At 74.9% G+C, this 17,992-nt stretch carries 16 protein-coding genes and 1 tRNA gene; 7 read left to right on the forward strand and 10 right to left on the reverse strand.

Annotated features, from left to right (window positions below; translation table 11 throughout):
- Positions 1-59: 59 nt before the first annotated feature.
- The 3 genes from ACFVS0_RS04345 to ACFVS0_RS04355 all read right to left on the reverse strand — a co-directional run bounded on the left by ACFVS0_RS04345 (position 60) and on the right by ACFVS0_RS04355 (position 2,887).
- Complete coding sequence (locus tag ACFVS0_RS04345; RefSeq protein WP_430548778.1) at positions 60-1,043, reverse strand: ribose-phosphate diphosphokinase; 984 nt, start codon at positions 1,041-1,043, stop codon at positions 60-62.
- A complete protein-coding gene (gene glmU / locus ACFVS0_RS04350) occupies positions 1,040-2,656 on the reverse strand; it encodes a bifunctional UDP-N-acetylglucosamine diphosphorylase/glucosamine-1-phosphate N-acetyltransferase GlmU (RefSeq protein ID WP_430549031.1) in 1,617 nt (538 codons plus the stop codon). Before glmU ends, ACFVS0_RS04345 begins: the two co-directional genes overlap by 4 nt.
- A gap of 159 nt (positions 2,657-2,815) precedes the next feature.
- Positions 2,816-2,887, reverse strand: a tRNA-Gln gene (locus ACFVS0_RS04355).
- A 216-nt stretch (positions 2,888-3,103) separates the two neighbouring features.
- On the opposite strand from ACFVS0_RS04355, the gene ACFVS0_RS04360 reads away from it, so the two are divergent.
- Positions 3,104-3,703, forward strand: coding sequence for a TetR/AcrR family transcriptional regulator (locus ACFVS0_RS04360; RefSeq protein WP_430549030.1), 600 nt, complete (start codon positions 3,104-3,106; stop codon positions 3,701-3,703).
- Positions 3,704-3,724: 21 nt separating this feature from the next.
- On the opposite strand, the gene ACFVS0_RS04365 is transcribed toward ACFVS0_RS04360, so the two are convergent.
- The gene (locus ACFVS0_RS04365; RefSeq protein ID WP_430587267.1) at positions 3,725-4,381 is read right to left on the reverse strand and encodes a TetR/AcrR family transcriptional regulator; all 657 of its coding nucleotides are present in this window, start codon (positions 4,379-4,381) and stop codon (positions 3,725-3,727) included.
- 98 nt (positions 4,382-4,479) lie between these two features.
- On the opposite strand from ACFVS0_RS04365, the gene ACFVS0_RS04370 reads away from it, so the two are divergent.
- Positions 4,480-5,388, forward strand: coding sequence for an alpha/beta fold hydrolase (locus tag ACFVS0_RS04370; RefSeq protein ID WP_430587268.1), 909 nt, complete (start codon positions 4,480-4,482; stop codon positions 5,386-5,388).
- A gap of 52 nt (positions 5,389-5,440) precedes the next feature.
- Here the strand turns inward: ACFVS0_RS04370 and fdhA are convergent, their stop codons facing one another.
- Positions 5,441-6,664 (reverse strand): formaldehyde dehydrogenase, glutathione-independent, encoded by a 1,224-nt coding sequence (gene fdhA / locus ACFVS0_RS04375; RefSeq protein WP_430562426.1) that lies wholly within the window; start codon positions 6,662-6,664, stop codon positions 5,441-5,443.
- A 143-nt stretch (positions 6,665-6,807) separates the two neighbouring features.
- On the opposite strand from fdhA, the gene fdhD reads away from it, so the two are divergent.
- Entirely contained in the window at positions 6,808-7,680 is an 873-nt protein-coding gene (fdhD, locus tag ACFVS0_RS04380; protein ID WP_430584598.1) for a formate dehydrogenase accessory sulfurtransferase FdhD, read from the forward strand.
- A complete protein-coding gene (locus tag ACFVS0_RS04385) occupies positions 7,677-10,004 on the forward strand; it encodes an FdhF/YdeP family oxidoreductase (protein ID WP_430587269.1) in 2,328 nt (775 codons plus the stop codon). The genes fdhD and ACFVS0_RS04385 overlap by 4 nt, the downstream gene beginning before the upstream one ends.
- A 52-nt stretch (positions 10,005-10,056) precedes the next feature.
- Here the strand turns inward: ACFVS0_RS04385 and ACFVS0_RS04390 are convergent, their stop codons facing one another.
- A complete protein-coding gene (locus ACFVS0_RS04390) occupies positions 10,057-10,515 on the reverse strand; it encodes a MarR family winged helix-turn-helix transcriptional regulator (protein WP_430562429.1) in 459 nt (152 codons plus the stop codon).
- Positions 10,516-10,639: 124 nt separating this feature from the next.
- Between ACFVS0_RS04390 and ACFVS0_RS04395 the strand changes: the two genes are divergently transcribed.
- The 3 genes from ACFVS0_RS04395 to ACFVS0_RS04405 all read left to right on the forward strand — a co-directional run bounded on the left by ACFVS0_RS04395 (position 10,640) and on the right by ACFVS0_RS04405 (position 14,092).
- Positions 10,640-12,172: an MFS transporter gene (locus ACFVS0_RS04395; RefSeq protein ID WP_430587270.1), complete on the forward strand. Its 1,533-nt coding sequence runs from the start codon at positions 10,640-10,642 to the stop codon at positions 12,170-12,172.
- Between the two features lie 92 nt (positions 12,173-12,264).
- Positions 12,265-12,768: a MarR family winged helix-turn-helix transcriptional regulator gene (locus ACFVS0_RS04400; protein ID WP_430587271.1), complete on the forward strand. Its 504-nt coding sequence runs from the start codon at positions 12,265-12,267 to the stop codon at positions 12,766-12,768.
- Between the two features lie 52 nt (positions 12,769-12,820).
- The gene (locus ACFVS0_RS04405; RefSeq protein WP_430587272.1) at positions 12,821-14,092 is read left to right on the forward strand and encodes a CynX/NimT family MFS transporter; all 1,272 of its coding nucleotides are present in this window, start codon (positions 12,821-12,823) and stop codon (positions 14,090-14,092) included.
- Here the strand turns inward: ACFVS0_RS04405 and ACFVS0_RS04410 are convergent.
- Genes ACFVS0_RS04410 through ACFVS0_RS04425 form a run of 4 tightly spaced genes read right to left on the reverse strand, consistent with a single transcriptional unit; the run spans position 14,070 to position 17,989 of the window.
- Complete coding sequence (locus ACFVS0_RS04410; protein ID WP_430584595.1) at positions 14,070-14,867, reverse strand: serine hydrolase; 798 nt, start codon at positions 14,865-14,867, stop codon at positions 14,070-14,072. The genes ACFVS0_RS04405 and ACFVS0_RS04410 overlap by 23 nt on opposite strands.
- On the reverse strand, positions 14,867-15,694 hold the full coding sequence (locus ACFVS0_RS04415) for a type 1 glutamine amidotransferase (RefSeq protein ID WP_430587273.1): 828 nt from the start codon (positions 15,692-15,694) through the stop codon (positions 14,867-14,869). The genes ACFVS0_RS04410 and ACFVS0_RS04415 overlap by 1 nt, the downstream gene beginning before the upstream one ends.
- Before the next feature lie 2 nt (positions 15,695-15,696).
- On the reverse strand, positions 15,697-16,944 hold the full coding sequence (locus ACFVS0_RS04420; RefSeq protein ID WP_430587274.1) for an ABC transporter ATP-binding protein: 1,248 nt from the start codon (positions 16,942-16,944) through the stop codon (positions 15,697-15,699).
- Positions 16,937-17,989, reverse strand: a complete 1,053-nt coding sequence (locus tag ACFVS0_RS04425; protein ID WP_430548766.1) for an ABC transporter ATP-binding protein — start codon at positions 17,987-17,989, stop codon at positions 16,937-16,939. The genes ACFVS0_RS04420 and ACFVS0_RS04425 overlap by 8 nt, the downstream gene beginning before the upstream one ends.
- Between the last annotated feature and the right edge of the window lie 3 nt (positions 17,990-17,992).

Here is a 17,992-nt window from a genome sequence, read left to right on the forward strand (position 1 = left end):
CTCCCCTCCGGGGGACGCCGCGGCCCGGGACGACGCACGCCCCGGGCCACCGGCGTCGGTCAGGCGTTGCCGTCGAACAGGCTCGTCACGGAGCCGTCGTCGAAGACCTCGCGGATGGCGCGGGCGACGAGCGGGGCGATGGACAGCACGGTGAGCTTGTCGAACCGCTTGTCGGCCGTGATCGGCAGCGTGTCGGTGACGACGACCTCGGTGGCGCCGCACTCCTGCAGGCGCTGCGCGGCGGGGTCGGACAGCACGCCGTGCGTGGCGGCCACGGTGACGGAGCGGGCCCCGGCGTCCATGACCACCTTGACCGCCTCGGCGATGGTGCCGCCGGTGTCGATGAGGTCGTCGACGAGCACGCAGTCGCGCCCCTCGACCTCGCCGACCACGCGGTTGGCGACGGCCTGGTTGGGGCGCGTGACGTCGCGCGTCTTGTGGACGAAGGCCAGCGGGCAGCCGCCCAGCTTGGCGGCCCACTGCTCGGCGACGCGGATGCGGCCGGCGTCGGGCGAGACGACGGCGGCGTTGGACACGTCCACGCGGGTGCGCACGTAGTCGACCAGCACGGGCATGGCCCACAGGTGGTCGACCGGGCCGTCGAAGAAGCCCTGGATCTGCGGCGTGTGCAGGTCGATGCTGAGGATCCGGTCCGCGCCCGCCGTCCTGAGCATGTCGGCGACGAGGCGGGCGGAGATGGGCTCGCGGCCACGGCTCTTCTTGTCCTGGCGTGCGTACGCGTAGAACGGCGCCACGGCGGTGATCGAGCGCGCCGAGCCGCGCTTGGCCGCGTCGACCATGAGCAGCTGCTCCATGAGCCACTGGTTCACCGGGGCGGTGTGGCTCTGCAGCAGGAAGATGTCCGAGCCGCGCACCGACTCGCTGAACCGCACGTACGTCTCGCTGTTCGCGAAGTCGTACGCCGACACGGGCAGCAGCTCGATGCCGAGCTCCTTCGCCACGGCCTCCGCGAGCTCCGGGTGCGCCCGGCCGGTGGCGAGGACGAGCGTGCGCTCACCGGTGCCGGGGATGAAGTTGTTCATCGCTGCGTGCTTCCTTCGGTCGGGTCGGCGGTCGGGTCGGAGCTGTCGGCGGGAGGCACCACCGGGATGGCGCCGGTGAGGGCATTGTGCGCGGCGAGCTGGCGCTGCGCCTGCGCACCGAGCTCCCCGCCCGAGCCCTCGGTGCGGGCGCGGGCGGCGGCCTCGGCGGCCGGCGTCCCGGGCCAGCGGCGCTCGACCCAGCCCTCGACGTTGCGCTGCTGCGCGCGGGCGACGCCGAGCGCGCCGGCCGGCACGTCCTTGATGATGACCGAGCCCGCGGCCGTGTACGCGCCGTCGCCCACCGTGACGGGGGCGACGAACATCGTGTCGGCGCCCGTCTTCGCGTACGAGCCGATCACCGTGCGGTGCTTCTTCTGCCCGTCGTAGTTCACCGTGACCGACGCGGCGCCGACGTTGGTGTGCTCGCCGATGGTGGCGTCGCCGACGTACGACAGGTGCGGCACCTTGGAGCCCTCGCCGATCTGCGCGTTCTTCGTCTCGACGAAGGTGCCGATCTTGCCCTTCGTGCCCAGCTCGGTGCCGGGGCGCAGGTAGGCGAACGGGCCGACGGACGCGTTCTCGCCGATGACGGACAGCGAGCCGTGCGTGCGCACGACGGTCGCGCCGGGGCCCACCTCGACGTCGGTCAGCGTGGTGTCCGGGCCGATCGTCGCGCCCGAGGACACCTTCGTGGCGCCGTGCAGCTGCGTGCCGGGCAGGAGCGTGACGTCGGGGGCGAGCTCGACGTCGACGTCCACCCAGGTGGTCGCCGGGTCGACGACGGTGACGCCGGCCTGCATCCACTCCGTGAGCACGCGGCGGTTGAGCTCGGCGCCCAGGGTCGCGAGCGCCACCCGGTCGTTGACGCCCTCGACGAGCATGGGGTCGTCGCTCAGCACGGCGCGCACGGCGCCGCCCTCGGCCCGCGCGGACGCGACGACGTCGGTGAGGTAGACCTCGCCCTGCGCGTTGTCGCGGTCCAGGCCGCCGAGCCCGCGGCGCAGCACCGCGGCGTCGAAGACGTAGACCGAGCTGTTGATCTCGCGGACCTCGAGCTGCTCGGGCGTCGCGTCCTTGTGCTCGACGATCGCCACGACGTCGCCGGTGCCGGGCTCGCGCACGATGCGGCCGTAGCCGTTCGCGTCCGCGACCTCGGTCGTGAGGATCGTCACGGCGTTGCCGTCCGCGTGGTGCGCGGCGAGCAGCTGGCCGAGCGTGGCGCCGTCCAGCAGGGGGATGTCGCCGGCGAGGACCACGACGGCGCCGTCCAGGCCGTCGCCCAGGGGGTGGTCGCCGCCGTTGGCGTGGTCGGCGTGCAGCTCGTCGTCGACGGCGTCGTCGTGCACGAGCTGCGCGGCCCGACCGGCGTGGGCGCGGGCGTCGAGCGCGTCGAGCGCGCACTGGACGGCGCGGCCGGTGCCGGGGATCTCGTCCTGGTCGACGACGAGGGCCGCCGGGTCGATCTGCGCCGCGGCGGCGGCCACGACGTCGCGCTCGTGGCGGACGACGACCGCCACCTGCTGCGGGTCGAGCTCGCGGGCCGCGGCCATCGCGTGCCCGAGCATCGTCCGCCCGCCCAGGGCGTGCAGCACCTTCGGTGTCGCGGACCTCATCCGCGTCCCCTGCCCCGCGGCGAGGACGACGACGGCCGCCGGTCTCGCCACGGTGTCGTCCTGAACGTCGTCCTGAACCACGCGTCCTGCGGCGTCCGGTCCTGTCGAGACCACGAGTGCTCCGTCTCTTCTCGGGTGTGCTCTGTCGATGGTGCCGAGCTCCGCCCCCAGGACTCGAACCTGGACCAAAGGCACCAAAAACCTCTGTGCTGCCGATTACACCAAGGCGGATCGGTCCCCCGGGCCGGGTTCACGCCCCAGCAGGCGCGGCACCGTCGGGCGTCCGTCCTCAGTCTGCCAGGTCCGCACCACCGCCCCGGCACGCGTCCCGCTTCTCGGCGTCCACCGGCGCCGTGGCACGCGCCACACCGGCCGCATCGTCCGGAGGGCACAATGGGGCCCATGCCCACCGACTCCCGTGCGCCCAAGCGTCCGCCGCGCGCCCGGATGACGGCGAGCCAGCGGCGCGAGCAGCTGATCGCGGTCAGCCGCGGCCTGTTCGCCGAGAAGGGCTTCGACGGCACCAGCGTCGAGGAGATCGCGGCCCGCGCCGAGGTGTCCAAGCCGGTGGTCTACGAGCACTTCGGCGGCAAGGAGGGCATCTACGCCGTCGTCGTCGACCGCGAGGTCCGCGCGCTGACGTCCGCGCTGACCGGCGCGCTCGAGGAGGGCGGCCATCCCAAGGTGCTGGTGGAGCGCACGGCGCTGGCCCTGCTCGGCTACATCGAGGCGTCGGAGGACGGCTTCCGCATCCTGGTGCGCGACTCCCCCGTCGCCCAGGCCACCGGCACGTTCTCCAGCCTCATCGGCGACGTCGCGACCCTGGTGGAGCACATCCTCGGCGACCAGTTCAAGGCCAACGGGCTCGACCGCAAGGCCGCGCCGCTCTACGCGCAGATGCTGGTGGGCATGGTCGCGCTCACCGGGCAGTACTGGCTCGACGCCCGCAGCCCCGACAAGGCCGAGGTGGCCGCGCACCTGACCAACCTCGCCTGGAACGGGCTGTCCGGGATGGTCAAGAAGCCGGAGCTGACGAAGTCCCGCTGACCGCCGCCGGCGCGTCGAGCGTCAGCCGGGGCCGACGAGGTGGTCGAGCAGCCGGTCGACGACGGCGAGCGCCGTCTCGCCGGTGACGTGCCCGGCGAGGACCCCCTGCGTGAGCCCGGCGGCCGACGCGAGCACCACCTCCGCGTCGAGCCGTGCCGCGTCGAGCCGTGCCGCGTCGAGCCGGGCCGCGTCGTCCGGCCCTGAGCCCTCCCCCGCGCCCGTGCCGTCTCCGCGCGCCCGCAGCAGCAGCGCCGCGACGAGGTCGACGAGCGCCCGCGGGGCGCCGCGCAGCTCCTCCGGCGTGACGGCCTCGTTGGTCAGGGCGGCGGCGTGGAAGGCCGCGAGGACGACGGCGTCCGCGCGGCGGGCGTCGTCGAGCGGCAGCAGCGCGGCGAGCACGGCGCGCAGGACGGCGCGGGGCGGAGCCGGCTCGGCGCTCTCCCCAGGGGACGTCCCGCCGCCGAACCGGGCCGCCGACCCCTCGATCACCGCGCGGTGGGTCGCGACGAGCAGCCCGTGCTTGTGGCCGAAGTAGTACTGCACGAGGCGCACGGAGACGCCCGCCTCGGCGGCGACGGCCTGGAACGTGGCCGCCTCGAGCCCGTCGCGCGCGACGACCCGGCGGCAGGCGTCGGTGATCTGGCGGCGGCGTTCGTCGTGGTCCACCCGTCGCGGCACGGTCGCTCCCCTCGGCGGTGCTGGTCGGTCGTGTTGATGATACGTCCGTACCACGTTGATGGTACGGTCATACCATCAACTGTGCACCAGGAGGTCCGATGCCGTCGACAGGCCGGTTCACCAGCGAGGCCGCACGCACCGCCTACGAGGCGGCGTACCGCGACCTCGAGACCCGCTGGCCGCTGCCGTCCGAGGACGTCCGGGTCGAGACCGCCTACGGCCCCACGCACGTGCGACGCTCCGGCACCGGGACCCGTACGCCCCTCGTGCTGCTGCACGGGCTGAACGGCACGGGCCTGAGCTGGCACGGCGTGGTGCGCTCCCTCGCCGCGGACCGCGTCGTCTACGCGCCCGACGTCGTCGGCACGGCCGGGCGCAGCGAGCAGACCGCCGCGCTGCGCTCGGCCGACGACTACGCCGCGTGGGGCGTCCAGCTCCTCGAGGGGCTCGGGCTGGAGCGCGCGCACGTCCTCGGCTACTCCGAGGGCGCCTGGTTCGCCGCGCTGCTGGCGTCCGGCACGCCCGACCGCGCCACCGACCGCGCCACCGACCGCGCCACCGACCGCGTGGGCGCGCTCGTCCTCGGCGAGGGCATCACCGCGCTGGTCAGGCCCGACAGGAAGGTGGTCTCACGCATGGTCCGGGCCGCGGCCCTGCCGACGGCGCGCCACCTCGCCCGCCTCGACGAGTGGCTGACCCCCGGCGTGACGCTCGCCGACGAGGACCGCGCCCTCGCCCGCGCGGCCCTGCGCTACCGCCGTCGGACGCCGTGGCCGAGCCCCCTGACCGACGAGCGGCTCCGCGCGATCACCGCGCCCACCCTGGCGTTCTTCGGCGCGGCCACCAGGCTCGGCGACCCGGTCGCCGCGGGCCGCCGCGTCACCGACCAGGTGCGCGGCTCCCGCGTCGAGCTCGTGCCCGGCGGCGGGCACGGCGTCCTGTGGCAGCTCCCCGACCAGGTGCTCCCGCTCGTCGACGGGTTCCTGCGCGAGCACGACGACGTCTGACCCCGAGCCGTCAGGGCCACGCGCAGCCCGTCGTGCGCGTGGCCCCGACAGGTCACTTGCCGTCGAGGTAGCCGTTCGCGTTGATGACGTACTTCGTCGCGGCGCCGGCGTCGAACTCGGCGTAGCCCTGCGGGGCCTCGTCGAGGGTGATGGCCTTCGCGTTGACGTTCTTCGCGATCTGCACCCGATCGTGCAGGATCGCCTGCATCAGCCCGCGGTGGTACTTCATCACCGGACACTGGCCGGTGGTGAACGCCAGCGACTTCGCCCACCCCGTGCCCAGGCTGAGCGAGAGCGACCCCTTCTTCGCGGCCTCGTCGATGCCCCCCGGGTCGCCCGTGACGTACAGCCCCGGGATGCCCAGCGCGCCGCCCGCGGCGGTGATCTCCATCAGCGAGTTCAGCACCGTCGCCGGGGCCTCGTGCCCGGAGTCCGACCCGTGCCCCTTGGCCTCGAAGCCGACGGCGTCGATCGCGCAGTCGACCTCGGGCACGCCCAGGATCTGCTCGATCTGCTCGGCCGGCCCGCCCTTCGTCAGGTCCACGGTCTCGCAGCCGAACGAGCGGGCCTGCGCGAGCCTGTCGGCGTTCATGTCCCCCACGACGACGACGGCCGCGCCCAGCAGCTGGGCGCCGGTCGCGGCCGCGAGGCCCACCGGGCCGGCCCCGGCGACGTACACCGTCGACCCCACCCCGACGCCCGCGGTCACGGCACCGTGGAAGCCGGTCGGGAAGATGTCGGACAGCATCGTCAGGTCCATGATCTTCTCGAGCGCCTGGTCCTTGTCCGGGAAGACCAGCAGGTTCCAGTCGGCGTACGGGACCAGCACGTAGTTCGCCTGCCCGCCGACCCAGCCGCCCATGTCGACGTACCCGTACGCGCTGCCCGGGCGGTCCGGGTTCACGTTGAGGCAGATGCCGGTCTTGCGCTCCTTGCAGTTCTTGCAGCGCCCGCACGCGATGTTGAACGGGACGGAGACGAGGTCGCCCACCTTGACGAACTCGACGCCGGGTCCCACCTCGACGACCTCGCCGGTGATCTCGTGGCCCAGCACCAGATCCTTCGGCGCGGTCGTGCGGCCGCGGACCATGTGCTGGTCCGACCCGCAGATGTTGGTCGCGACGGTCCTGACGATCGCGCCGTGCGGTACCTGCCGGCCGACGTTCGCCGGGTTCACCCCGGGGCCGTCCTTGAGCTCGAACGTCGGGTAGTCGATGTCGATGACCTCGACCTCGCCCGGCCCCTTGTACGCGACCGCGCGATTCGTGTCTGCCATGGTGCTCCTCCTTGAACACGTCCGGCCCGGTCTGAGCCGGTCCTCCGACCGTAGGCGCGTCGCGCGTCCTCGGCAGGTCGAGCGCGGGTCGCCCCGACGCGCTGCCGTTGTGCCCGGCGCGGGGGTCTGCTAGGCCTGCGGGTATGACCCGCGTCACCGTCCGACGCCGCGTCAGGCGCGTCACCATCGGCGGCCGCACCGCGCGCCGCGAGGACCTGCTCGCCGGCGAGGAGCCGCTGGAGATCCGCGTGGGCGGGCGCTCGTACGCGGTGACGATGCGCACCCCGGGGCACGACGTCGAGCTCGCGACCGGCTTCCTCGTCTCGGAGGGCGTGGTGACCGACGGCGCGCAGGTCGCCGGCGCGCGCTACTGCGCGGGTGCCGGCCAGGAGGCCCCGGGCGAGAACGCCTACAACGTGCTCGACGTCGCCCTCGCCACGGGCGTGCGGCCGCCCGACCCGGCGCTCGCGCGCGAGTTCTTCACCTCCAGCGCCTGCGGTCTGTGCGGCAAGGCGTCGATCGACGCGGTGTTCACCCGCAGCGCGTTCGACGTCGCCGACGACGCCGTCCGGGTCGAGGCCGCCCTGCTGGCCGCCCTGCCCGACCGGCTGCGCGCGGCGCAGGACGTCTTCGCCCGCACCGGGGGGCTGCACGCGGCAGGACTGTTCGACGCCGCGACCGGCGAGGCCCTGGTGGTGCGCGAGGACGTCGGCCGGCACAACGCGGTCGACAAGGTGGTCGGCTGGGCCGCCGCGGCGGGGATGCTGCCGCTGCGCGGCACGGTGCTCGTGGTGTCGGGGCGGGCCAGCTTCGAGCTCACGCAGAAGGCCGTCATGGCGGGGGTGCCGGTGCTCGCCGCCGTCTCCGCGCCGTCGTCGCTCGCCGCGGAGCTCGCGGACTCCGCGGGGCTCACGCTCGTCGGCTTCGTGCGCGACCCGACCCTCGTCGTCTACGCCGGCGACCACCGCGTCGTCGAGGACGGCGGGCACCGCGACCGGAGGGGGGACGCCGCATGACCACGCAGCAGCCGGAGGACGTCCGGGACGAGGGCGAGCCGCTGGAGCCGCAGCCGGAGGAGGTCCGACCGCCGAAGGACTGGGCGGCCGGCGTGCCCGGCATCGTGCACGCGCTGGTCCCGGCGCTGCGCGACATGGGGCCCACGCGCACCGCGCGCCTGCTGCTGTCGATGAACCACCGCGAGGGCTTCGACTGCATGAGCTGCGCCTGGCCGGACCCGGACCGGCGCAAGCCCGCCGAGTTCTGCGAGAACGGCGCGAAGGCCGTGACGTGGGAGGCGACGCCGCTCGTCGTCGAGCCGTCGTTCTGGGCCGAGCACCCGGTCTCGGACCTGCTCACCCGGACCGAGCACTGGCTCGGGCAGCAGGGGCGGCTCGTCGAGCCGGTGCACAAGGCGGCCGGGTCCGACCACTACGTCCCGGTCACCTGGGACGAGGCGTTCGCGATCCTCGCGGACCGGCTGAACGCCCTCGGCTCCCCCGACGAGGCGTCGTTCTACACCAGCGGGCGCACGTCCAACGAGGCCGCGTTCGTCTACCAGCTGTTCGTGCGCGCGTTCGGCACGAACAACCTGCCCGACTGCTCCAACATGTGCCACGAGTCCACCGGCGCCGCCCTGGGCGAGACGATCGGCGTCGGGAAGGCGACGATCACCTACGACGACTTCGCGCTGGCCGACCTCATCGTGATCATGGGGCAGAACCCCGGCACCAACCACCCGCGCATGCTCACCGCCCTGGAGGAGGCCAAGGAGAACGGGGCGAGCATCGTCGCCGTGAACCCGCTGCCCGAGGCCGGGCTCAAGCGGTACAAGAACCCCCAGACGGTGCGCGGCCTGGCGGGTCGCGGCACGGGGCTCGCCGACCAGTTCCTGCAGATCCGGCTGGGCGGCGACATGGCCCTGCTGCAGGCGGTGTCGAAGCGGGTGCTCGACGCCGAGGCGGCCGCGCCCGGCACGGTGCTGGACCACGAGTTCCTCGCCGCGCACACGTCGGGGCTCGAGGAGCTCAGGGCGCACCTGGCGGACCTCGACGAGGACGCCGTCCTGGCCGCGACCGGCCTCACGGGCACCGAGATCGACGAGCTCGCCGACCGCTACCTGCGCGCCGAGCGCGTCATCGTCACGTGGGCGATGGGCCTGACGCAGCACACCAAGGCCGTGCCGACCATCAAGGAGATCGTCAACCTGCTGCTCCTGCGCGGGAACATCGGCCGGCCCGGCGCGGGCGCCTCCCCCATCCGCGGCCACTCCAACGTGCAGGGCGACCGCACGATGGGCATCTGGGAGCAGATGCCGGACATCTTCCTGGACGCGCTCGACGCCGAGTTCGGGCTCAGGGTCCCCCGGCAGCACGGCCTCGACGCGGTCGGCACGGTCGAGGCGATGGCCGCAGGGCGCGTGAAAGCGCTCGTGGCCCTGGGGGGCAACCTCGTCGGGGCGATCTCCGACACGGGCGCCGCCGAGGAGGCGGTGCGCCGCGCCGACCTCACCGTGCAGATCTCGACGAAGCTCAACCGGTCGCACGCCGTCGTCGGCCGGGAGGCGCTCATCCTGCCCACGCTGGGGCGCACCGACGTCGACCGGCAGGCGTCGGGGGAACAGTTCGTGTCGGTGGAGGACACGGTCTGCGCGGTGCACGCGTCGCGCGGCAAGGTCGAGCCGGTCGCGCCGGGCCTGCTGTCGGAGGTCTCGATCGTCACGCGGCTGGCGCGCGCCGTGCTCGGCGCCCGCCCCGGCGGCCCGGGCTCGGACCGCCCCGTGGACTGGGCGGCGATGGAGCGGGACTACGACGTGATCCGCGAGCACATCGCGCGCGTCGTGCCGGGCTGCGAGGACTACAACGCCCAGCTGCGGCGCCCGAACGGCTTCCGCCTGCCGCACGGCCCGCGCGACTCGCGCACCTTCCCCACCCACGACGGGCGGGCCCACCTCACCGTCAACGAGCTCGCCCCCGTCGAGTGCCCGCCCGGCCGCCTGCTGCTGCAGACGATCCGCTCGCACGACCAGTTCAACACCACGATCTACCGCCGCGACGACCGGTACCGCGGCATCAAGGGCGGCCGCTCCGTCGTGCTGGTCAACCCCGACGACCTCGCGGAGCTCGGCATCGCCGACGGCGCGACGGTCGACGTGCACGGCGAGTACCACGACGGCATCGACCGCGTGCTGCGCGGCCAGCGCGTCGTCGCCTACCCGACGGCGCGCGGGTGCGCCGCCGCCTACTTCCCCGAGGCGAACGTGCTCGTGCCGCTGGGCGCGACCGCGGAGACGAGCCGCACGCCCGTGTCCAAGGCGGTCGTCGTCCGGCTCGAGCCCGCCTGACGCCGACGTGGCTCGCACCGTGCCGAGGTAGTTCAGGCCCCGCCGAGGTAGTTCAGGGTTCCTGCGCGCGGGGCTCGACGAGGGCCTCCGCGAGCGCGCCGAGGGCCGGCAGCGCGTCGAGCGCGGCGTCGCGCACGTCGTCGGGCACGCCCCCGAGCCGGCGGCTCCAGAAGTCGCGGATGCGGGCGAGGTGCTCGTCGGCCAGCGGGGTCGCGACCAGCCGGACGGTCCGCCGGTCGCCGTCGGCATGCTCGCGCACCACGAGCCCGCGCGCCTCGAGGGTGCGCAGCGCGGTGCTGACGTTGCTGCGCGCGAGCCCGGTCGCGACGGCGATGCGCGACGGCGTCGGGCGGGCCGTGCGGTGGACCTCGCGGATCACGGCCACCTCGGTGCCGGTCAGCGGGACGATGCCGCGCAGCTCCGGGGAGCGGACGTCCAGGTGGCGGGCCACCTCGACGACGGCGTCGGCGAGGTCGGCGAGGCCGGGCGTGACGATCGTCTCGTCGGGCATGGCCCGATCCTAGGCGGTCTCGATAGTTATAGTTTCATAATCATTCTGCCCGGGTCCGCCCGGGCATCTCTCTGCCCGAGCCGCCCGCCGCCCGGCGGCGCGCGACCACCTCCGAGGAGCCACCGTGAGCAGCGCCCCCACCCTCGCCCCCGACGCCACCGCGTCCCCGACGGCACGTCGCCCGCTGCGCGGCCGCCCCGGGCTGACGCTCGTGGGGGTCGCCTTCGGCCTGTTCCTCGTGGGCCTGGACGCCACCGTCGTCTCGATCGTCAACCCCGCGATCGCCGCCGACGTGGGGACCACGTTCGTCCAGCTGCAGTGGGTCACGCACAGCTACCTGCTCGGGCTGGCCGTCACGCTGATCCTGGCGGGCAAGCTCGGCGACCGGTACGGCCACCGCACCCTCTACCTGGCCGGGCTCGTGCTGTTCACCGTCGCGTCGACCGCCATCGGGCTGTCGACCACCGCCGCCGGGCTCATCGCGTTCCGCGTGGTCCAGGGCGTCGCGGCCGGCGTCCTCATGCCGCAGACCCTCGCGATGCTGCGGGCCACGTTCCCGCGCGAGCGCTTCGGCATGGCCGTCGGGATCTGGGGCGGCGTCTCCTCCATCGCGATCGCCGTCGGCCCCACGCTGGCCGGCGCGCTCGAGGCGGCCGCCGGCTGGCAGTCGGTGTTCTTCGTCAACATCCCGGTGGCCGCGGTCGGCCTCGTCTACGGGCTGTGCCTGCTCCCGCGCACCAGCTTCCCCGCCACGGGCCGGTTCGACCTGCGCGGCGTCGTCGTGCTGGCGCTCGGCCTGGTCGCCACCGTCTTCGCCATCGTGCAGTCCGAGGCCTGGGGCTGGGGCGACCCCCGCACCCTCGCACTGCTCTGCCTCGGCGTGCTCGTCATCGTCGGCTTCGTCGTCCTGGAGGGGCGCACCGAGGCGCGCACGGGCGACGCCCTGCTGCCGCTGTCCCTCTTCCGCGGGACGACGGTCGGGACCGGCGGGCTGATGATCGCCGCCAACTTCTTCGTCCTCATGGGCGCCACGTTCCTGCTGCCCATGTTCTTCATCAACCTGCGGGGCGCCTCCGCGCTCGACGCCGGCCTCATGCTGCTCCCGATGTCCGCCGTGTCGATCGTGTCGGCCCCGGTCGGCGCCCTGCTCGTGGCGCGGATCGGCACCCGCGCCACCGGCACCCTGAGCCTCGGCCTCACCGCCGTGGGGCTGCTGGTGCTGCTCGGCGCGACGGCCACCTCGCCGTACGGGGTGATGGCGGCCGCGTTCGTCATCCTCGCGATGGGCACCGGCATGACCATCACCGCGGGCGCCGAGGCGATCGTCGGGTCCGCGCCGGTGCACCTGGCGGGGGTGGCCGGCGGGTTCCAGTCCACCTGCATCCAGATCGGCGGCGCCCTCGGCACCGCCGTGATGTCCGCCGTCGTCGCCGCCCACGTCCACGCCGGCACCGCCGGGCTCGGCCTCGACGACGGCGACCACCAGGGCCTCGTGCAGGGCTCCGTGCCCGCCGGGCTGGACGCCGTCGCGGCGCGGACCGCCGAGGACGCCTACGTCGCGGGCGTGCACGCCGCGTTCCTCGTCGCCGCGGCCGTCGTCGCCGTCGTCGCCGTCGTCGCGGCCCTCACCCTGCGCCCGAAGCCTCAGGCGAGGTAGTGCGAAGCTCGCCGAGGTAGTGCGAACTACCTCGGCACAGATCACACGCGTCAAGATTCTTGACGTCGAGAGACCGGGAGTAGTCTCGGCGCATGGATGTGGAGGCACGGTCCGACGAGGTCGACCGGATCGTCGACGCGTGGCGCCGCGAGCGCCCGGACCTGGACGTCGAGCCGCTGACGGTGTTCTCGCGCGTCAGCCGGCTGGCGCGGCACCTGGACCGCGCGCGGCGCGGCGCGTTCGCCCGGCACGACCTGGAGACGTGGGAGTTCGACGTGCTGTCCGCGCTGCGGCGCGCGGGCGAGCCCTACCGCCTGTCCCCCGGCGTCCTCGTCGCCCAGACCCTCGTGACGAGCGGCACCATGACCAACCGCATCGACCGGCTCGAGGGGCGCGGGCTGGTGGAACGCCACCGCGCGCCGTCCGACCGACGCGGCGTGCTCGTGCAGCTCACCGCCGCGGGCCGGCAGCGGGTCGACGCGGCGATGAGCGACCTGCTCGACGTCGAGGCCCGCGTGCTCGACGCGCTGCCCGCCGCGGTGCGCCCGCAGCTCGCCGCGCTGCTGCGCACCGTCGTCGCCCAGTTCGACGAGTGACCCGCGTGCCCACCGTGCCCACCACGCCGCCCCGCCCGGAGATGCCCGCCGCGTGACGTCCTACCCCTCCCCCTCCGCCCGCGACGACGGCGCCCGCGCCGGCCTCCTGCTGGCGGCGCTGCTGCTCGTCGCGCTCAACCTGCGGGCCCCCATCACGTCGCTGCCGCCCGTGGTCGACGACGTCGCCGCGGCCCTCCAGCTCACGCCCGCGGGTGCGGGCCTGCTCACCTCGGTCCCGGTGCTCTGCTTCGCGCTCTGCACGCCGCTGGCGTCGGTGCTGGTGGCGCGGCTGGGACCGGAGCTCGCGCTCGGCGCCTCGATGGCGGGGATCCTCGCGGGCACCCTGCTGCGCTCGGCGGGCTCCGTGCCGACGGCGCTCGCCGGCAGCGCGGTGCTCGGTGTCGCGATCACGATCGGCAACGTCGCGGTGCCGGTGGTCATCACCCGCGACTTCCGCCGTCGGGCCGCCGCGGTCACGGGCGCGTACAGCGCGACGATGAACCTCGGGTCGACGTTCACCACGATGCTCACCGTGCCCCTCGCGACGGCGTTCGGCTGGCAGTGGGCGCTGGCGGGCTGGGGCGTCCTCGCGGTGGTCGCGCTCGCGGCGTGGGTGCCCGCAGGGCGACGGCTCGCCGCCCGGGGACGGGCCTCGGCCCCGCGGGGGGACGGCGGCGCCCGCGTCCGGCCGCCGTCGGCGCGCGCGGAGCTCGACGCCCTCGACGCGCACGCCCGGTCCGCCGTCCGGCGGCTCGTCGTCCTCCTGTCTGTGGCGTTCGCGGGGCAGGCCTTCGGCTACTACGCAGTGACGGCGTGGCTGCCCGAGATCCTGCACGACCGGCTCGGCATGACCGCCGCCGGCGCGGGCAGCGCGGCGGCCCCGTTCCAGCTGTGCGCGGTGCTGGGGTCGTTCCTCGTGCCGGCGGCGTTCTCGCGCGGCCTGTCGGCGCGCGCGGTCGCGGTCCTCATGGCGGCGATGTGGATCTCCCTGCCGCTGGGGCTGCTCCTCGCGCCCGGGCTGTGGTGGCTGTGGGTGGGGCTGGCGGGCGCCGCCCAGGGCGGCAACTTCACCGTCATCTTCACGCTCGTGGCGCAGCGCAGCCCGGGCGTCGCGGTGGCGCGCCGGTCGTCGGCGGTGGTGCAGACGGCGGGCTACGGGTGCGCGGTGCTCGCCCCCACGACGATGGGCGCCGTGCACGAGGCGTCCCACGGCTGGACGACGCCGCTGGCCCTCGTCGCGGGGGTGCTCGCCACGATGGCCACGGCGATGTGGGTGGCGTCGGCCCGGCCCGCCGACCCGCCTAGCGGTCCTCCGTCAGGGTGACCGCGAGGGCGCCGAGCGCCCGCAGCGCCTCCTCCGCGTGCGACTCGTCGTAGCCGCGGGTGCACACCGCGACGACCAGGGCGCCCGGGCCGGGCGTGCCGACGAACGCGACGTCGTGCCGGATGCCGTCCACCCAGCCCGACTTGGAGCCGTACGGCACGCCCTCGGGCACCGCGGCGGTGAGCTGCCGGTCGGTCTGGCGCGCGAGCAGGTCGATCATCCAGAGCGTGCGCTCCGGCCCGGCGAGCTGCCCGGTGACGACCGCGGACATCAGCGCCGCCAGGTCGGCCGGCGTGGTGCGGTGCGAGTCGCCGCGGGCCTCGGCGGCCAGGTCGCTGTACTTGCGCCCGACGACGCTCGCGGCGGCCCCGACGTCCGCCAGGACGCGGTTGCAGGCGTCGAGGCCGACGAGGTCGATCACCATGTTGGTGGCCTCGTTGGACGACACGACGATCATCCGCTCCACCACCAGCCCCACGGGCATGGACGTGCCGGGCGGCGGCATGCCCGGGTCGAGGTCGTCGGGCTCGATGCGGTAGTCGGGCTCGCCCGGCACCTGGGAGCGGAAGGTGTCGGTGCTGGCCACCTCCTCGTCGAGCGTGAGCTCCCCGGCGTCCAGCGCACGGGCCGCCGCGACCAGCACGGCCAGCTTGACGGTCGACGCCGCGTAGAACGGGGCGTCCGCGTCGCGCTCGGCGAGCACCTCGCCCCCCGCGCGCCGCACCTGGTAGGCGACGACGGGGACGCCGTCGGAGTGCGTGCCTGTGCTCGGCATCAGCGCACCCCCGAGACGTGGTGGGCGTGGTCCCGGCCCTGGTCCTCGGCGTGTCGTGGGCGTGTCCCGTGCTCACGGCGGTCGTGGACCACGGCGGCGAACGCGGCCGCGAGCGCACGGGCCTGCTTCTCGTTCTCGGGGGCGCGCTCGAGGGCGGCGGCCAGCAGCTCGTCGCGGTCGAAGCCGAGCTCGGCGAGCTCGTCGACGTCCCAGGTGCCGATGCGCTCCGGCGCCGCCTCGGGGTGGAACTGGAGCCCCCACGCGACGTCGCCCACGCGGAACGCCTGGACACCGCACGCGTCGCTCATCGCGAGGTGCACGGCCCGCGGCGGCAGCCCCGTGATCGAGTCGACGTGGCTCTCGACCATGCGGACCTCACCGTTCTCGGCCAGCCCGCCGAGCGGTCCCAGCAGCGCGTCGTCGGCCGCGTCGTCGAGGAGGCGCACGGGGCACAGCCCCTTCTCCGTCTCCCCCGACCGGCCCGTCACGGTGCCGCCCGTGACGTGCGCGAGCACCTGCCCGCCCAGGCAGATGCCCAGCACGGGGACGCCGGCGTCCAGGGCCTCGGCGACGAGCGCGCGCTCGTGCGGCAGCCACGGCGCCCGCTCGTCCTCGTCGGGCAGCAGGCCGCCGCCCAGCAGCACGAGACCGGCCACCCCGTCGGGCGCGGCTCCCCCGCCCGCGAGCGACGGGACCTGCTCCACGAGGTCCGCGCCCTGCACGACGACGGCGGTGGCGCCGTCCGCCTCCAACCAGCCCGGCAGGCGGCCCGGGCCGCTGTGCGGCGAGTTCTGGACGAGGACGACGGTCGGTCGGCGGTCGGTCACGGTCAGCGCTCCCTGCTCTCGAGGACGGGGCCTTCGGGGACGGTCTCGGGCACGGCGGCGGCACCCGCCGTCGGGCGCCCGCCGAGCGCGGCCGCCTCCCGGGCGAAGTGGCACGCGGCGGCGTGCGGCACGGTCGGTACCGTCGGCGCCGTCGGCGGCGTCGCCCCACGAGCGCCGACGTCGCCCTCGCCGTCGAGCCGGCCGAGCGGCACGAGCACCGGGTCCTCCGTGCGGCACCGCGCGGGCACGGCGTCCGCGCCGTCGTCACCGTCCGGCGGCACGGCCCCCTCCTGCGCGGCGAGCCGGTGGGCGAGCCAACAGCGCGTGTGGAAGCGGCAGCCGGACGGCGGGTCGGCGGGCGAGGGCGGGTCGCCCTCGAGCATCAGCTCGTCGTCGCGCCGGACGGTGGGGTCGGGCACGGGCACCGCGGACAGCAGCGCCCGCGTGTACGGGTGGTGGGCGTCGTCATACACCGCGGGCCGGTCGCCCTCCTCGACGACGCGGCCCAGGTACATGACCGCGACCTCGTCGGCGATGTGCTGCACCACGGCGAGGTCGTGCGCGATGAACAGGTAGGCGAGCCCCAGCTCGTCCTGGAGGTCCTCCAGCAGGTTGATGACCTGGCCCTGCACCGACACGTCGAGGGCGGAGACGGGCTCGTCGCACACGAGCACCCGCGGCTTGACCGCGAGCGCCCGGGCGATCCCGACGCGCTGCCGCTGCCCGCCGGAGAACTGGTGCGGGTAGCGGTGGGCGTGGTCGGGGTCGAGGCCGACGAGCTCGAGCAGCTCGGCCACCGCGCGTCGCCGGCCGCCGGCCGGGACGGCGTCGCGGTGGATGCGGAACGGCTCGGCGACGATCTCCCCCACCGACATGCGGGGGTTGAGCGACGTGTACGGGTCCTGGAAGACCATCTGGACGTTGCGCCGCAGCTCGCGGCGGGCGGCGCGCGACATCGTCGAGACGTCCTCGCCGTCGACCAGCACCTGCCCGCGCGTCGGCTTCTCGATGCCGACCAGGACGCGCGCCAGCGTGGACTTCCCGGAGCCGGACTCCCCCACGAGGCCGAGCGTGCGCCCGCGGCGCAGCGCCAGCGAGACGCCGTCCACGGCCTGCACCTGGCCGACCGTGCGCTTGAGGACGACGCCGCGGCGCACCGGGTACGACTTGGCCAGGTCGCGCACCTCGAGGACGACGTCGTCGGACGTCGCGGGTGCGGCGGCGGGGTCGGTCGTGACGGTGTCAGGCACGGGCGCCTCCCAGGAGCTCGGCGGCGAAGTGGCAGGCCGACGTCCGCCCGGGGGCGACGTCGTCGAGCGACGGCTCGTCGGTGCGGCAGACGTCCTGCGCGAGGTCGCACCGCGGGTGGAACGAGCAGCCCGGCGGGACGCGACCCGGTGCCGGGGGCCGGCCGGGCACGACGGGCAGCCGGCCGCCGACGGCGTGCTCGTCGCCGGCGCGGGTGTCGAGCCGCGGCACGGAGCGCAGCAGGGCCCGCGTGTAGGGGTGCGCGGGCGCGGCGTACAGGTCGCGCACGGGCGCGTGCTCGACGGCCCGGCCCGCGTACATCACGGTGACGTCGTCGGCGACGCCCGCGACGACGCCGAGGTCGTGGGTGATCAGCACGAGCCCCATCTGCCGCTCCGCCTGGATCTCCGCGAGCAGCCGCAGCACCTGCGCCTGCACGGTGACGTCGAGCGCCGTCGTCGGCTCGTCGGCGATGAGCACGTCCGGGTCGAGGGCCAGCGCGGACGCGATCATCACGCGCTGCCGCATGCCGCCGGAGAACTGGTGCGGGTACTCGTCGACCCGCTGCGCCGCGTTCGGCACCTTCACGAGGTCCAGCAGCTCGACGGCGCGCCGCCGGGCCTCCCGCCGCGACGTCCCGGTGCGCGCCCGCAGGGACTCGGTGAGCTGGTAGCCCACCGTGTGCACCGGGTTGAGCGCGGCCAGCGCGTCCTGGAAGACCATCGCGACGTGCGTGCCGCAGTGCGCCCGGTGCTGGGCGGGCGACAGGGCGAGCAGGTCGGTGCCGCGGTAGCGCGCGGTGCCCCGCACGACGCGCGCCGTCGGGGGCAGCAGCCCCATCACGGCCAGCGAGCTCACCGACTTGCCGCAGCCGGACTCGCCCACCAGTGCCAGGGTGCGGCCCGCCTCCACCCGGTAGCCGAGCCCGTCGACGGCGCGCACCGCGCCGTCGTCGGACCGGAACTCGACCGCCAGGTCCTCCACCTCGAGCAGCACGTCGCCGGCGGACCGCTCGGTGTCGGTCGGTGTGATCAGGGTTTCCGTCACGTC

The organism is Isoptericola sp. NPDC058082, from assembly GCF_042885055.1.
Taxonomy (GTDB): domain Bacteria; phylum Actinomycetota; class Actinomycetes; order Actinomycetales; family Cellulomonadaceae; genus Isoptericola.

What these genes read in the sequence shown, in the direction of transcription:
- ACFVS0_RS04345 (WP_430548778.1), bottom strand. Translation starts at nt 1,043, where the DNA reads ATGAACAACTTCATCCCCGGCACCGGTGAGCGCACGCTCGTCCTCGCC.
- glmU (WP_430549031.1), bottom strand. Translation starts at nt 2,656, where the DNA reads ATGAGGTCCGCGACACCGAAGGTGCTGCACGCCCTGGGCGGGCGGACG.
- ACFVS0_RS04360 (WP_430549030.1), top strand. Translation starts at nt 3,104, where the DNA reads ATGACGGCGAGCCAGCGGCGCGAGCAGCTGATCGCGGTCAGCCGCGGC.
- ACFVS0_RS04370 (WP_430587268.1), top strand. Translation starts at nt 4,480, where the DNA reads ATGCCGTCGACAGGCCGGTTCACCAGCGAGGCCGCACGCACCGCCTAC.
- fdhA (WP_430562426.1), bottom strand. Translation starts at nt 6,664, where the DNA reads ATGGCAGACACGAATCGCGCGGTCGCGTACAAGGGGCCGGGCGAGGTC.
- fdhD (WP_430584598.1), top strand. Translation starts at nt 6,808, where the DNA reads ATGACCCGCGTCACCGTCCGACGCCGCGTCAGGCGCGTCACCATCGGC.
- ACFVS0_RS04385 (WP_430587269.1), top strand. Translation starts at nt 7,677, where the DNA reads ATGACCACGCAGCAGCCGGAGGACGTCCGGGACGAGGGCGAGCCGCTG.
- ACFVS0_RS04390 (WP_430562429.1), bottom strand. Translation starts at nt 10,515, where the DNA reads ATGCCCGACGAGACGATCGTCACGCCCGGCCTCGCCGACCTCGCCGAC.
- ACFVS0_RS04400 (WP_430587271.1), top strand. Translation starts at nt 12,265, where the DNA reads ATGGATGTGGAGGCACGGTCCGACGAGGTCGACCGGATCGTCGACGCG.
- ACFVS0_RS04410 (WP_430584595.1), bottom strand. Translation starts at nt 14,867, where the DNA reads ATGCCGAGCACAGGCACGCACTCCGACGGCGTCCCCGTCGTCGCCTAC.